A 14,304-nucleotide genomic window follows, 5' to 3' on the forward strand; every position below is an offset into this window, starting at 1 on the left:
TCCCCTTGTGGGAGAAGGTGGCCGAGCCCACGGGTCTTGCCTCCGGCAAGCCCGAGGACAGGCTCCGCTCGGTCGGATGAGGGGTGTTCCAGGGAGCGCCGACGCCTCATTTCTTCCAGCACCCCTCATCCGTCTTGGCGCTACGCGCCAATCCACCTTCTCCCACAAGGGGAGAAGGGAAGGTGGCGTTTCATGACCTCCCGATATCCCGCCATCGCATCAGACATCGCCAAGCTCTTCGCCGCGCGCAACACCCATGCGGTGGAAGTCGCGGTGCTGCAGCCGGCCGACCCGTTCCTCGACATGGCGGGAGAGGATCTGCGCCGCCGCATTTTCCTCACCGAAAGCGAGACGGGCCAGACGCTTTGCCTGCGGCCCGAATTCACCATTCCGGTCTGCCTCGACCACATTGCCAGCCAGGCCGGCACGCCGCGCCGCTATTCCTATCTCGGCGAGGTGTTTCGCCAGCGCCGCGAGGGCGGCAATGAGTTTTTCCAGGCCGGCATCGAGGATCTCGGCGATCGCGACACGGCCGCCGCCGATGCCCGTTCGCTGGCCGATGCGCATGCGCTGCTTTCGCTGGTGCTGCCGGACCAGGCACTGGCGATCACGCTCGGCGACCAGACCATATTCGAGGCCGTACTCGCTGCGCTCGGCCTGCCGCGCGGTTGGCGTATGCGACTGGCGCGCGCCTTCGGTTCGGCGGCGATGCTGGAGGCAGCGCTTGCCGACCTCGCCAACCCGCCGCGCAATGGCCAACTCGCCGGCCCGGTCGCTGCCCTTGTCCTCGACGGCGATCTGGAAGCGCTCTCATCGCATATCGCCGGCGGCATGGAGCAAGCGGGTCTGTCGGCGTCTGCCGGGCGCTCGCCGACCGACATTGCGCGACGCTTGATCGAGAAGGCCGAATTGCGCAGCGTCAGGCTATCGAACGAGGCGTTTTCGGCGCTGAAGGATTTTCTGGCGATCGACGTGGCGCTTGACGGCGCCGCACTGGCGCTCGAATCCTTTGCGGCCGGCGTCGGTCTTTCGCTTGGCGCGGCGCTGGACAATTTTTCTGCACGTGCAAAATCGATCGAATCTCTTGGCCTGCCCGCGGCAAAAATCCGCTACGATGCCGCCTTCGGCCGTCCGCTCGACTACTACACCGGCCTGGTCTTCGAGATCGCGGCGGAAAACGGCGACCGGCCGCTGGCCGGCGGCGGCCGCTACGACCGCTTGCTGACGCTGCTCGGCGCGAAAACGCCGATCCCCGGCGTCGGCTTTTCCGTCTGGCTCGACCGTATCGAAGCGCTGCGGGAGAAGGCGCAATGATCACGCTGGCGATCCCGTCGAAGGGCCGGCTCAAGGAGCAGGCGCTGGAGGTGATGGCCAAGGCCGGGCTTGCCGTCAGCCTGCCCGGCGACGAGCGCAAATACCGCGCCCGCATCGAAGGCGTCGAAGCCGTCGAGGTGGCGTTCCTGTCGGCGTCCGAAATATCAGGTGAGATCGGCCAGGGCTCGGTCGACCTCGGCATCACCGGCGAGGATCTGTTGCGCGAAAGCCTCGCCGACTGGGAGGCGCATGCGGAGATTGTCGCCCGCCTCGGTTTCGGCAATGCCGATGTCGTGGTGGCGGTGCCCGACATCTGGCTCGACGTCGATACGATGGCCGATCTCGACGATGTCGCCGCCGATTTCCGCCAGCGCCACGGCAGGCGGCTCAGGATCGCCACCAAATACTGGCGGCTGACGCAGCAGTTCTTTTCGCAAAAGCACGGCATCCAGGTCTATCGCATCGTCGAGAGCCTGGGCGCCACTGAGGGCGCGCCGGCGGCGGGGTTGGCCGATGTCGTCGTCGACATAACCACGTCAGGCTCGACGCTGCGCGCCAATCATCTGAAGGTGCTGGCCGACGGCGTCATCCTGCGCTCGCAGGCCTGCCTTGTCGCGTCGCGGAAGACGCGAGCGGCGGCCGACGAGGCAGTCCTGCGAGATATAACGGCGAAGATGGGTGCCTTCCCTCCCTCCTGAGGGGAGGGTGCCTCGCGAAGCGAGGCGGGTGGGTCGTCTCACGTCGAGCACTGCCGCAACGACCCCACCCGTCCATCCGCCTTCGGCGGCTGTCCACCCTCCCCTCGAGGGGGAGGGATGGCGCTCCTTAACCATCAACGGGATTTCCACCACCCCGGCAGGCTGATAGACTCGGCCTCGTCTGCGGAGGAGACGGCGATGCCGATCAATCTCGACGAGTTGAAGAATGCCACCAACCTGCGTGGCCGCCGCCCGCGCAATGGCGCCTCGTTTGTCGCGCCGGTCGACGGCCGGGCGCATGTGTCGGGCGAGCGCACCACGCCGCTGCTGCAGCAGACCATCCCGGCACTGCTTTCCGATACCGTCAGCAAATACGGTACGCTCGATGCCGCCGTCTTTGTCGACCAGGACAAGCGCTTCACCTGGAGCGAACTTTCAGACACGGTGGACGCCCTGGCCGCAGGCTTCCTGGCGCTTGGCCTGGCAAAAGGCGACCGCGTCGGCATCTGGTCGCCCAACCGCTGGGAATGGCTGGTGACGCAATTCGCCACCGCACGCATCGGCCTGATCCTGGTCAACATCAACCCGGCCTACCGGCTGACCGAGCTGGATTATGCGCTGAACAAGGTCGGCTGCCGAGCGCTGGTCACGGCCGTCAAATTCAAGAGCTCCGACTATCTCGGCATGATCGAGACGCTGGCGCCGGAGATCGCAACGGCGACACCGGGCAAGCTCGACGCGAAGAAACTGCCGGCGCTGAAGATCGTCATCCGCATGGGCGAGGAGAATTCGCCCGGCATGTTCAATTTCGCCGACGTGCTGGCGATGGCCGGGCGCGACGAACATGACAGCCTCGACCGGATTTCCGAGGGGCTGAAGCCCGGCGATGCCATCAACATCCAGTTCACCTCAGGCACGACAGGCGCGCCAAAGGGCGCGACGCTGACCCACAACAACATCGTCAACAACGGCAATTTCGTCACCTCGGCGATCAGGCTCACCGTCGATGACCGGCTGTGCATCCCGGTGCCGCTCTATCACTGCTTCGGCATGTCGATGGGCACGATCGGCTGCGTCACCAAGGGCGCAACCATGGTCTTCCCAGGCGAGGGGTTCGATGCCGGCGCCACGCTGAAGGCGGTGGCGGGCGAGCACTGCACCGGCCTTTACGGCGTGCCGACCATGTTCGTCGGCCTGCTCGACCATCCGGATTTCCAGTCCTTCGATCTCACAAGCCTGCGCACCGGCATCATGGCCGGCTCGCCGTGTCCGATCGAAGTGATGAAGAAGGTGGTGTCGCTGATGCACATGGCAGAGGTGACCATCGCCTATGGCATGACCGAGACCAGCCCGGTGTCGTTCCAGAGCAGCGTCGACGACCCGCTGGAAAAGCGCGTCTCGACCGTCGGCCGCGTCCATCCCCATGTCGAGGTCAAGGCGATCGATGCCGACGGCGCCACCGTTGCGGTCGGCGTGCCGGGCGAACTGTGCACACGCGGCTATTCGGTGATGAAGGGCTATTGGGACGACGAGGAAAAAACCCGCGAGGCGATCGACGCCGACGGCTGGATGCACACCGGCGACCTCGCCACCATCGATGCCGAGGGCTATTGCAACATTGTCGGCCGGGTCAAGGATATGGTCATACGCGGCGGCGAGAACGTCTATCCGCGCGAGGTCGAGGAGTTTCTCTACCGCCACCCCAAGGTCAGGGAAGTGCAGGTTTTCGGCATTCCCGACCCGAAATACGGCGAGGAGCTTTGTGCGTGGATCGTGCTCAAGCCGGGCCAGATCGCCACCGAGCAGGAGATCAAGGCCTTTTGCGCCGGCCAGATCGCCCATTACAAGATCCCGCGCCACATCCGCTTCCGCACCGAATTGCCGATGACGGTGACCGGTAAGCCGCAGAAGTTTCTCATGCGCGAGGCGATGGTTGACGAACTGGGGCTGGTGACGCCGAGGACCGCCTGAAGCGGGGTGTCCGCGTCGCGCCACGCGGCCGTTACGCTCCCACGATTCCAAGGCGGGATTCGGTCACCGCGATCTGGCCAAATCAGCAATAGAATTGCCGTCAGAATGGAGTGTCCAAAAATGAAGGTCTTGTTCATTTCGAGTATGGCCATCATTGCGCCGGATCCAGCCGAGAGCCGCAAGCTCTTCATTGACGTGCTGGGCTTGCCGCTCAAGCGCCACGAGGGCGATGAGTACTACTTCAGCGAGAGCATCGGCGGCAGTAAGCATTTTGGCGTATGGCCGCTCTCGCAGGCTGCCGAAGCGTGCTTTGGCACACGCGAGTGGCCGGCGGATCGGCCGATACCGCAAGCCTGTATCGAGTTCGAAGTCGAAACCCCAGACAGCGTTGCTGCCGCCGCACAGGAGCTTCAGGAAAAAGGGTATGACCTGCTCCATGGTGCACGCACCGAGCCCTGGGGCCAGACCGTCGCCCGAGTCCTGACGATTGAAGGAGCGATCGTCGGCATGTCCTATGCACCCTGGATGCATGAGGTTTAAACTGCGCCTGCAGGCCCCCAACGACCCGATGCAATGAAGAGTTGAGCAACATGTTGCCCAGAAACTCCGTTCTCATATGAGCACCCTCGATGCGCGAGGCGATGGTTGACGAACTGGGGCTGGTGACGCCGAAGACCGCCTGAGCGGGCAACGGGCTCCCGTACGCGTTTCAAGAACAGAGGCGTTGTCTCAATGTCGGGCGACAATGACCCGGTCGAACGCGGCGTCCCCGCTGAGATCTGCGACGACGGACCCTGAGCCAGCACCAGTGACAGGCAGCGATAATGTCGTACTGCTACCCCGGAAGTGTAGGTGTGTACTCACGCCTCCTCTTTCGCGCGGCGCGCCACTCCTCGAATCGCTGCAGAATGACGAAGAAGGAAGGCACGAAGAGAATGGCGAGGCAGGTCGAGGCGATCATGCCGGAAAAGACCGTGATGCCGATTGACTTGCGCGCGCTGGCCCCGGCGCCTGTCGCCACCACCAGCGGCGCGACACCAAGGATAAACGCGAAGGACGTCATCAGGATGGGCCGGAAGCGCGCTCGTGCTGCCTCGATCGCCGCTTCGACGATCGGTCTGCCGGCGGCGCGCAACTCGCGAGCGACCTCGACTATCAGGATGGCGTTCTTGGCCGAAAGCGCAATCAGCAGGATCAGGCCGATCTGCACGTAGAGATTGTTGTCGACGCCTACGATGGTGAGGACCAGGACCGGACCCACCAGCGACAGCGGCGCGGCGAGCAAGACAGAGATCGGCGCCAGCCAGCTCTCGTACTGGCCTGCCAGCACCAGATAGACCAGCAGCAGCGCCAGGCCGAACACCAGATAGATCTGGTTACCGACGAGCTTCTCCTGGAAGGACAAGGCCGTCCACTCAAAGCCGGCGCCGGGCGGCAGAGTGTCGGCCGCGACGTCCTCCATCAGCTTGATCGCGTCGCCCGACGAGAAACCTTGCGCCTGCACGCCAATGATCGATGCCGAGGGATAAAGATTGTAGAGACTGATCAGCGACGGGCCGACGCTTGGTGTGACCGTCAGCAGCGTTCCGAGCGGAATCATGTCGCCGTTCTGGTTGCGCACAGTCAGACGGCCGATATTCTCCGGCGTCAGGCGGAATTGTGAATCGCCCTGCACGTAAATCTGGAACACCCGCCCGAACTTGTTGAACTGACTGACATAGGTCGAGCCGAGATAGCCGGCCAGCGTCTGGAAGACCTGGTCCGTGGTCAGCCCAAGGGTTTGCACCTTCTCGCGATCGAGTTCGACCGCGTATTGCGGGACGTTGGCCCGGAACGGTGCCGACGCGCGCTGTATGCCCGACTGCGTCCCCGCGGTCCTGGTCACCGCCTCGACCACGCCTTGCAGCTTGGGGAGGTCAAAACTGCTGTCACGCAGTTCGACCTGCATGGTGAACCCGGCCGCGTTGCCGATGCCCTGGATCGGCGGCGGCGGCAGCACCAGCACACGTCCGTCATCCATGTCGGACAGACCTTTGTTGAGCGTCGCATATAGCGACGCAAGATCCTCGCTCTTGCCGCGCAAGCTCCAGTCCTTGAGGATGATGTAGGCAACGCCGGCGTTCGCCAGCGTCGAGTTATTGTCGAGTGCCGAGATGCCGGCGATGGTCACGACCTGATCGACGCCAGGCGTGGCCTTGGCGATCTTCGAAACCTGTTGCAGCGTCTCCTGCGTACGGCCCAGTGCCGCGCCATCGGGCAGCTGAACCGCGGCGAGCAGGTAACCCTGATCCTCGATTGGAATGAACCCGGTGGCCACGCGCGATATGCCATAGCCCGCCGCACCGATGATCAGCAGCGCAATGACGCCCATCACCGCACTGTGACGCACCATGGAGCCGATCAGGTCGGCATAACGGTTCTCCATGCGCTGGTAGATCGTGTTGAAGCCGCGGAAGAAGACATTGCGCTGGTCCGGCGGCACCGGACGCCTCAGCCAGGTCGCGCACTGCGTCGGCTTGAGCGTGGCCGCGTTGATGGCGCTGATTATGGCAGTTGCCGCAATCACAAGTGCGAATTGCGCGTACATTTGCCCCGTGAGCCCGGGCAGGAACGCAGCCGGGAGGAACACCGCCATCAGCACCAAGGTGATGCCGATGATCGGTCCGAAGAGCGCGTTCATGGCGGCAATCGCCGCGTCGTGGCCCGACATGCCGCGCTCCATATTGTGAGCGGCTCCCTCGACCACGACGATGGCGTCGTCGACGACGATGCCGATGGCAAGCACGATGGCGAACAGGGTCGACAGATTCACCGTGAAGCCGAGCGCCGCCATCGCCGCAAACGCCCCGATGATCGTCACCGGCACAGTCGTGGCCGGCACCAGCATCGCCCGCCAATCCTGCAGGAAGAGGAGGATGACGATGAGCACGAGGACGGCAGCTTCGATCAGCGTCTTGTAGACCTCGTGGATGGCCTGGCTGACGAAAATCGTGGTGTTAAAGGGGATCGAGTACGCCAGGTCTTGCGGGAACTCGCGCGACAGCTCCTTCATCCTTGTCTCGACCTTGCCGGCCACATCGAGCGCGTTGGCGCCCGGCGACAGGAAAACAGCCAGACCCGCCGCCTCCTGGCCATCGAGATTGAAGAGCTGCCCATAGGTCTGGGCGCCGAGCTCGACCCGGCCGACGTCGCGCACGCGCGTCATGTCGCCATTGGCGCCAGTCTTGACGATCACGGCGCCGAACTGATCGGGATCGTCAAGGCGGCTGGACACCTCGATCGTGTACTGGAAGGACTGGCTCTCGGGCGTCGGGGGCGCGCCAATCTGGCCTGCGGTGACCTGTTCGCTCTGCTCCCCCAGCGCCTGGACGACGTCCTGCGTGGTAAGGCCGCGCGCCTGCATCTTCTCGGGATCGAGCCAAACGCGCATGGAATACTGACCGGCGCCAAAGACATTGACATTGCCGGCCCCGGGTAGCCGGGAGAGCTCATCCTTCAGCCGGATGGTGGCGTAGTTGGCGAGATAAAGGCTGTCATATTCTCCGTTCGGCGAAGTCAGTGTGACGATTTCGAGGATCGAGGTCGACTTCTTCTGAACGGTGACACCTTGCACTTGAACCGCTTGCGGTAGTCCCGCGAGCGCGGAGGACACACGGTTCTGCACACGCACTTGCGCCTGGTCGAGATCGGTGCCGATCGCGAACGTGACGGTCAGGTTATAGGTGCCATCCGATGCAGCAAATGACTGCATGTAGATCATGCCCTCGACGCCGTTAACCTGCTGCTCGATCGGCAACGCCACCGTGTCGATCACCGCACGCGCGCTCGCTCCCGGATAGCGCGTCGTCACCGAAACGGTAGGCGGCACCACGTCGGGATACTGCGCCACCGGCAGGGCAAAGAGCGAGATGACGCCTATGACGACCATGAGGATGGCGATTACGTTCGCCAGGACCGGCCGCTCGATGAAGAATTTGGAGATCATTGCGCTGCGCCGTCCGTGGCGACTGCTTCCAGCTTCGTTTCTTGCGGCTCGATCTTCTGGCCGGGCACGGCCGTCAGCAGGCCGGAGACAAGGACATGGTCGTCCGCCGCGATACCCTTGGTAATCACTCGCAACGCGCCGACGAGTTGGCCGATCTCAACCGGACGCTGTTCGACCACGTCGTCCTTTCCCGCGACGAGCACGTAGCGACCCTTCTGGTCGCTACCGATCGCCCGGTCGGGAACGAGCAGCATGTCCGGCTCTACGCCCAACGGCACGCGCACACGCACGAAATAGCCAGGCAGCAGTTCCCGGCCTTCATTGGGGAACACTGCGCGGACCGCTAGCGTGCCGGTGGCAGCGGTAACCTCTGGCGCGGCGTAGTCCAGTGTTCCCGCGTGGGGATAACCCGTCTCGCTCTGCAAGCCGACCTCGACCGGTATTTTCTTGAGATCCTGCGCGGTCATTCCACGCTTCGCCATGGCGGTGCGAATGCGCAGCACATCCTGCTCCGAGATGTTGAAATTGACGTAAATGGGGGCGGTCTGAACGATGGTCGCCAGCGTGGTGGCGCTGCCGGCGCCGACGAGCTGCCCCGTCGACACCTGGCGTGAGGTGACGATGCCCGCGAACGGCGCTTTGACCTCCGTATAGCTCAGATTGAGTTGAGCCTGTTTGACGTCGACCGCGCTCTGCTTCTGCTTGGCGATGTCGACGTCTGCTGCCGCGGCGGCCTGGTCGGCGGTCGATTGCGAGATGATTTTCTGGGACAACAGCTCCTGCTGCCGCTTTAGGTCAGCACCGGACTGCTTGGCGGCGGCATCAGATGAACCCTGCCCGGCCTCGGCTTGCTCAAGCGCCAGCTGGTAGGAATCGGGCTCGATCAGGAACAGCCGGGCGCCGGCCTTGACCTCGTCGCCGTCCTTGTAATCGATTTCCTGGATGAAGCCCGAGACGCGCGCAACCAGGGGCGTCGTGTTCACCGCCGCGGCAATGCCGGTGGCCTCGAGATAAGGGGTCACGCTCTGCTTCATCGGGAGCGCCACGTCGACCTTGGGCGGAGGTGGCGGTACGTATGTGTTTTCCTCGCTACAAGCGGACAATAGTAGTGTAACGGCGAACAAGCCTGCCGCCTGCGCGATTCTACCCGATAGGAAAAGCATTTCTCCCCTCTATATACTTCCCGGTGTATATCGCACTATATAAAAGTGAGCTAATCTACATGTTTGAGGGGAGTTTGTCATGCGGATTGCGTTGAGCGTGCTTTTCTTGGCAACTCAGATAGCAACCACCGTGGCGCTGGCGCAGACAGCGGCCGAGCGTGAGGCCTGCCAGGCAGATTACCAGAAGTTCTGCAAGGGCGTGTTGCCGGGCGGCGGCCACGTCATCAAATGCCTGGCCGATCACATGAGCGAGCTGACGCCCGAATGCCAAAAGGTCGTCAAGGCGAACACGCCTGGATAGCACCACTGTGCCTTGCCGAGCCGCAGGGGAACATGACGTATCGGACTGGAACGCCGGTTGGCGAGGTATGCGGGCGCCGGATCGTGGCCCTGTCGCCTGGTCAGGGGTCGCAATGTTGGTCCGCCTTGCGGACGCTCCGAACATTCCCGACGCATTTCAGGAGCAGACCTTCGCTCATCGTCCGGAACCCGGCCCCAAGCGGACAGCGACGTTAAGGTAAGCTGCCCTTTGCGATCGCCCGCGCGAGACGGACACTTCCGGGGTGGAGAAAAGCGGCTGGCTACCTATTTCGGAAGGGGGCGGATGGGGAAGCAAGGCCGAAATCCTGGCTTCAAAGTGAAAGGAACATGCAATGGCAAAGAATACGATTTGCCTCTGGTACGATAAGGACGCCGAGGCTGCCGCCCGCTTCTACCCCGAGGTCTTTCCCGACAGCGTGGTGGGTGCCGTGCACCGTGCACCCAGTGACTACCCGGCCGGCAAAGAGGGCGACGTGTTGACGGTCGAATTCACAGTTGCGGGCCTTCCTTGTATCGGCCTCAACGGGGGTCCCGAGTTCAAGCACAACGAAGCCTTCTCGTTCCAGATCGCCACCGACGATCAGGAGGAGACCGACCGCTATTGGAATGCCATCGTCGGCAACGGCGGCCAGGAGAGCGTGTGCGGCTGGTGCAAAGACAAATGGGGGATTTCCTGGCAAATCACGCCGCGCGTGCTGACTGACGCGATGGCGGCTGGCGGCGACGAGGCAAAGCGCGCGTTTGATGCCATGATGACCATGGTGAAAATCGACGTCGCCGCGATCGAGACAGCGCGGCGCGGTTGACGCTCCATCGCGTCTTGCGGCCAAATTGCTGCCAGAGCGTGTCAGCTCGCCGCCCAGTGCGGCCGTCGCCAGCTTGCGTTGCGGCGACGATCAGTCACTTACGACTGGGTAGCGCCAAATGCGGACCTTTGTGTCCTTGGCGAGAGCGGTCATTCAGTGGCGCGATGCGTAACTGCTACTCGCCCATTGCTTGGGAAAGTCCCGGCACCTGTCCTTAAGAGAGAACCGCCCTAGTTTAGGCGATAGGACGTGCGCTGCAATTTTTGCTGGGCCGTCTTTGACTAGTCTTGTCGGACGTGGGTTTGAAAAGCCCGACACCTTTGGGAGGAACCGATGACCAAAGCAAGGATCCAGAATATGAGGTCGCGCCGCAAGTTCCTTGGCGAGGCGGCCGTGGCAGCTGCGGCGATCGTTGCCGCGCCGAGCGTCGTCAAGGCACAGGGGCCGGTCAACATGCGCTGGCAGAGCACATGGCCTTCCAAGGATATCTTTCACGAATTCGCGCTCGATTTCGCCAAGAAGGTCAATGACATGACCGGCGGCGACCTGAAGATCGAGGTGCTGCCGGCGGGCGCCGTGGTGCCGGCCTTCGGCCTGCTCGACGCGGTGTCGCAGGGAACGCTCGACGGCGGCCACGGCGTGGTCGTCTATCACTATGGCAAACAGTCGGCGCTGGCGCTGTGGGGTTCCGGTCCGGGCTTCGCCATGGATGCCAACATGCTGCTCGCCTGGCACAAATATGGCGGCGGCAAGGAGCTGCTCGCAAAGCTCTATGAATCGATCGGCGCCAATGTCGTTTCGTTCCTCTACGGGCCGATGCCGACGCAGCCGCTCGGCTGGTTCAAGAAGCCGGTGGCGAAGGCCGAGGATCTCCAGGGCCTGAAATTCCGCACCGTCGGCATCTCGATCGACGTCTTCACCGCGCTCGGTGCCGCAGTCAACGCGCTGCCGGCCGGCGAGATCGTCGCGGCTCTGGATCGCGGCCTGATCGACGCGGCCGAGTTCAACAACGCCTCGTCCGATCGGGTCCTCGGCTTCCCGGACGTCTCCAAGATCTGCATGCTGCAAAGCTATCATCAGAATGCCGAGCAGTTCGAGATCTTGTTCAACAGGGCGAAATACGACGCCTTGCCTGACCAGATGAAGGCCATCATCACCAATGCGGTCGAGGCGGCCTCGCAGGACATGCACTGGAAGGCGATCGACCGCTATTCGAAAGACTATGTGGAGATGCAGACGACCGATAAGGTCAAATTCTACAAGACGCCGGAGGCGATCCTCAAGAAACAATTGGAGGTCTACGACGAGGTCGTGAAGAAGAAGGCGGCGGAAAACCCGGCTTTCAAGGAAATCATCCTCTCCCAGATCGCCTTTGCCGAGCGGGCAACGCGGTGGGAGCAGGACACCGTCGTCGGCCGGCGGCTGGCGTTCGATCACTACTTCGGACAGGGCGGCGTGGCGAAGGAGTTCTGACCCGAGAGTTCGGGCATCACCGGGCAGCGGCCCGGTGATGCTTCTGACCAAGGTACCCGTCATCCGGGGGCGCTCATGAACGTCCAGCATTTCCTGGATACAGTCGATGCAATCAGCACGTGGGTCGGCAAGGCCGCGGCGTGGCTTATCATCGGGCTGATGACGCTGGTCTGCGTCGAGGTCTTCAAGCGCTACATCCTGAACATGCCCACGGCATGGATATTCGACGCCAGCAACATGTTCTACGGCTCGCTGTTCATGCTCGCCGGAGCCTATGCGCTGGCGCAGAATGCCCATGTGCGCGGCGACTTTCTATACAGCTCGATGCAGCCCCGGACTCAAGCCGCGCTCGATCTGTTGTTGTATGTGGTTTTCTTCCTGCCGGGGATCGCGGCCCTCGTCTATGCAGGCTACGACTATGCCGCGATTTCTTGGCGGATCGGGGAGCATTCGACCGTGACAGCGGAGGGTCCGCCGATCTACCATTTCAAGTCGGTCATTCCACTGGCCGGCGCCTTGGTGATGCTCCAGGGTGTGGCCGAGATCGCGCGCTGCATCGTCTGTCTCAGGGCCGGGCAATGGCCCAGCCGGCGCAAGGACGTTGCGGAGATCGACGTCGTGGAGGAACAGCTCGCGCTCAGCGAATATGTGGATGAAGAGACGCGCAAGACCGCGATCGAGCGCGCACAAAAGATAGACGAGCAAGCGCGCCAGCGCGGAATGGGTGGAGACCTGCAGAGTTGAGCGATCCAGCCCTCGGACTCACGATGCTTATGCTCATCGTGGTCGTCATAGTCATGGGTTTCCCGACAGCCTTCACGCTGATGGGCCTTGGCATATTTTTCGGGTTCTACGCGTTCTACAACCCGGCGGAGCACTGGATCGACAACCGCGTCTTCGATCTGATGGTCCAGCGCACCTATGGGGCAATGACCAATGACGTTCTGATCTCCATCCCGCTTTTCGTGCTCATGGGATATGTGATGGAACGCGGGGCGCTGGTCGACAAGATGTTCTACAGCATCCAGCTTTCGTTCCGACGAGTACCGGCGTCGCTGGCCATCGCTACGCTCATCGTCTGCACCTTCTGGGGCATCGCCAGTGGCCTCGTCGGCGCCGTTGTGGTTTTGATGGGGGTGATTGCCTTCAATCCGATGCTGCGCGCCGGATACGATGTGAAGCTCGCTTCCGGCGTGATCACCGCGGGCGGCACGCTGGGCATCCTGATCCCGCCGTCAGTCATGATCATCGTCTATGCGGCAGTTGCAGGCCAGTCCGTCGTGAAGCTCTACGCTGCGGCGATGTTCCCCGGTTTTTTCCTCGCCTTCCTCTATCTCGTCTACATTCTTGGCTGGGCGACAATCAGTCCGAAGATCGCCCCGCCTTTGCCGGAGAATCAAACAAAGGTTCCCGTGCCTGCGTGGATGCGAAGCCTTCAGACAGTTTACTCGCGCAACATGCTTGTTGGACTTCTTTGCGCATTGTTCTCGCCGTCCAGGGCGATGGCGCTCGAGACGGAGAACGGACGCCTCACATATTGGGTGCTGTTCAAGAATTTCTGCGCTGCGCTGGTACCCCTCGCCTTGACAGCACTCACTCTCCTGCTGGTGTGGTGGTATGTCGTCATCCATCCGCAGGCATCGGCCGACGTCGAAGCTCCAGAGGGATTGGAGCAGCTCGGCGCTCCGGCAGTGGAGGAACTCGGCGCACCCGCAGTGGACGCAGGGCCGGCAACCAGCTTCTACGCCACCTTCGGCATCATCGCAGCACTCGCTGCAGTGGTGCTCGTCCGTTACTACCGGAACATGACTGCCGAACGGCTCGAGGTCGTAAAGCTCCTGGTCTCGTCGGTCATGCCGCTGGCCATACTTACTGTCGTCGTGCTCGGCGTCATCCTATTCGGAATCACGACGGCGACCGAGTCCGCGGCAGTCGGCGCCGCTGGTGCCTTTCTGCTGGCGTTACAGGCGCGAACGCTCGACTGGAAGCGCATCAAGGAAGCAGTGTTCCTGACGGCCAAGACCACAGCCATGGTTTGCTGGCTCTTTGTCGGCTCGGCGCTGTTCTCCGCCGTTTTTGCGATCCTCGGCGGCCAGGCACTTCTCGAGCAATGGGTGCTTGCGCTCGACCTGACGCCCGTGCAGTTCATGATCCTGTCGCAGGCGATCATCTTCATTCTCGGCTGGCCGCTCGAATGGACCGAGATCATCATCATCTTCGTGCCGATCTTCCTACCGATGCTGAGCCACTTCGACATCGATCCGGTTCTCTGGGGCGTTCTCGTTTTCGTCAATCTGCAGGCGGCGTTCCTGTCACCCCCGGTCGCGATGTCGGCCTACTATCTCAAAGGCGTTTCGCCTCCGCATGTCACGCTCAACCAGATATTCGCCGGGATGATGCCCTACATGCTGATCGTCATCCTTTGCATGATCCTCATGTATATCTGGCCCGGCATGGCGCTCTGGCTTCCGAACTATCTTTACGGCGGCTGAGAAAGACTCCGTTCTCGGACGCCTTCCGCGACCGCGCGTTTTCGGCCGCTTCGACCCACGGGATGTCCTTTTGAACGCTAA

Annotated in this window: 11 protein-coding genes; 9 read left to right on the forward strand and 2 right to left on the reverse strand. The window is 62.5% G+C overall.

Annotated features, from left to right (window positions below):
* The first annotated feature begins 192 nt into the window (after positions 1–192).
* From AC0NIE_RS13675 to AC0NIE_RS13690, 4 genes are all read left to right on the forward strand, one after another.
* Positions 193–1,314 (forward strand): ATP phosphoribosyltransferase regulatory subunit, encoded by a 1,122-nt coding sequence (locus tag AC0NIE_RS13675; protein WP_473487133.1) that lies wholly within the window; start codon positions 193–195, stop codon positions 1,312–1,314.
* Positions 1,311–2,012: an ATP phosphoribosyltransferase gene (hisG, locus tag AC0NIE_RS13680; RefSeq protein WP_473487132.1), complete on the forward strand. Its 702-nt coding sequence runs from the start codon at positions 1,311–1,313 to the stop codon at positions 2,010–2,012. Before AC0NIE_RS13675 ends, hisG begins: the two co-directional genes overlap by 4 nt.
* Before the next feature lie 198 nt (positions 2,013–2,210).
* A complete protein-coding gene (locus AC0NIE_RS13685; protein WP_473487131.1) occupies positions 2,211–3,983 on the forward strand; it encodes an AMP-binding protein in 1,773 nt (590 codons plus the stop codon).
* 120 nt (positions 3,984–4,103) lie between these two features.
* Positions 4,104–4,523, forward strand: a complete 420-nt coding sequence (locus AC0NIE_RS13690; protein WP_473487130.1) for a VOC family protein — start codon at positions 4,104–4,106, stop codon at positions 4,521–4,523.
* A gap of 295 nt (positions 4,524–4,818) precedes the next feature.
* Here AC0NIE_RS13690 and AC0NIE_RS13695 read toward each other — a convergent pair whose 3' ends face one another.
* Positions 4,819–7,968 (reverse strand): efflux RND transporter permease subunit, encoded by a 3,150-nt coding sequence (locus AC0NIE_RS13695; RefSeq protein WP_473487129.1) that lies wholly within the window; start codon positions 7,966–7,968, stop codon positions 4,819–4,821.
* On the reverse strand, positions 7,965–9,131 hold the full coding sequence (locus AC0NIE_RS13700) for an efflux RND transporter periplasmic adaptor subunit (protein WP_473487128.1): 1,167 nt from the start codon (positions 9,129–9,131) through the stop codon (positions 7,965–7,967). Before AC0NIE_RS13700 ends, AC0NIE_RS13695 begins: the two co-directional genes overlap by 4 nt.
* 79 nt (positions 9,132–9,210) lie before the next feature.
* Between AC0NIE_RS13700 and AC0NIE_RS13705 the strand changes: the two genes are divergently transcribed.
* The 5 genes from AC0NIE_RS13705 to AC0NIE_RS13725 all read left to right on the forward strand — a co-directional run bounded on the left by AC0NIE_RS13705 (position 9,211) and on the right by AC0NIE_RS13725 (position 14,223).
* Positions 9,211–9,432 carry a cysteine rich repeat-containing protein gene (locus AC0NIE_RS13705; protein ID WP_473487127.1) on the forward strand — a complete coding sequence of 74 codons (222 nt, stop codon included), beginning with the start codon at positions 9,211–9,213 and terminating at the stop codon, positions 9,430–9,432.
* Between the two features lie 352 nt (positions 9,433–9,784).
* Entirely contained in the window at positions 9,785–10,258 is a 474-nt protein-coding gene (locus AC0NIE_RS13710; protein ID WP_473487126.1) for a VOC family protein, read from the forward strand.
* A gap of 333 nt (positions 10,259–10,591) precedes the next feature.
* Complete coding sequence (locus tag AC0NIE_RS13715) at positions 10,592–11,731, forward strand: TRAP transporter substrate-binding protein (protein ID WP_123146743.1); 1,140 nt, start codon at positions 10,592–10,594, stop codon at positions 11,729–11,731.
* A gap of 75 nt (positions 11,732–11,806) precedes the next feature.
* Positions 11,807–12,475 (forward strand): TRAP transporter small permease subunit, encoded by a 669-nt coding sequence (locus tag AC0NIE_RS13720; protein ID WP_473487125.1) that lies wholly within the window; start codon positions 11,807–11,809, stop codon positions 12,473–12,475.
* Entirely contained in the window at positions 12,472–14,223 is a 1,752-nt protein-coding gene (locus AC0NIE_RS13725; protein WP_473487124.1) for a TRAP transporter large permease, read from the forward strand. Before AC0NIE_RS13720 ends, AC0NIE_RS13725 begins: the two co-directional genes overlap by 4 nt.
* Positions 14,224–14,304: the final 81 nt, after the last annotated feature.

Source organism: Mesorhizobium sp. WSM4842, assembly GCF_055901575.1.

Bases quoted from the DNA above. Each gene is read 5' to 3' on its own strand.
- AC0NIE_RS13675 (WP_473487133.1), top strand. From the start codon at position 193: ATGACCTCCCGATATCCCGCCATCGCATCAGACATCGCCAAGCTCTTC.
- hisG (WP_473487132.1), top strand. From the start codon at position 1,311: ATGATCACGCTGGCGATCCCGTCGAAGGGCCGGCTCAAGGAGCAGGCG.
- AC0NIE_RS13685 (WP_473487131.1), top strand. From the start codon at position 2,211: ATGCCGATCAATCTCGACGAGTTGAAGAATGCCACCAACCTGCGTGGC.
- AC0NIE_RS13690 (WP_473487130.1), top strand. From the start codon at position 4,104: ATGAAGGTCTTGTTCATTTCGAGTATGGCCATCATTGCGCCGGATCCA.
- AC0NIE_RS13695 (WP_473487129.1), bottom strand. From the start codon at position 7,968: ATGATCTCCAAATTCTTCATCGAGCGGCCGGTCCTGGCGAACGTAATC.
- AC0NIE_RS13700 (WP_473487128.1), bottom strand. From the start codon at position 9,131: ATGCTTTTCCTATCGGGTAGAATCGCGCAGGCGGCAGGCTTGTTCGCC.
- AC0NIE_RS13705 (WP_473487127.1), top strand. From the start codon at position 9,211: ATGCGGATTGCGTTGAGCGTGCTTTTCTTGGCAACTCAGATAGCAACC.
- AC0NIE_RS13710 (WP_473487126.1), top strand. From the start codon at position 9,785: ATGGCAAAGAATACGATTTGCCTCTGGTACGATAAGGACGCCGAGGCT.
- AC0NIE_RS13715 (WP_123146743.1), top strand. From the start codon at position 10,592: ATGACCAAAGCAAGGATCCAGAATATGAGGTCGCGCCGCAAGTTCCTT.
- AC0NIE_RS13720 (WP_473487125.1), top strand. From the start codon at position 11,807: ATGAACGTCCAGCATTTCCTGGATACAGTCGATGCAATCAGCACGTGG.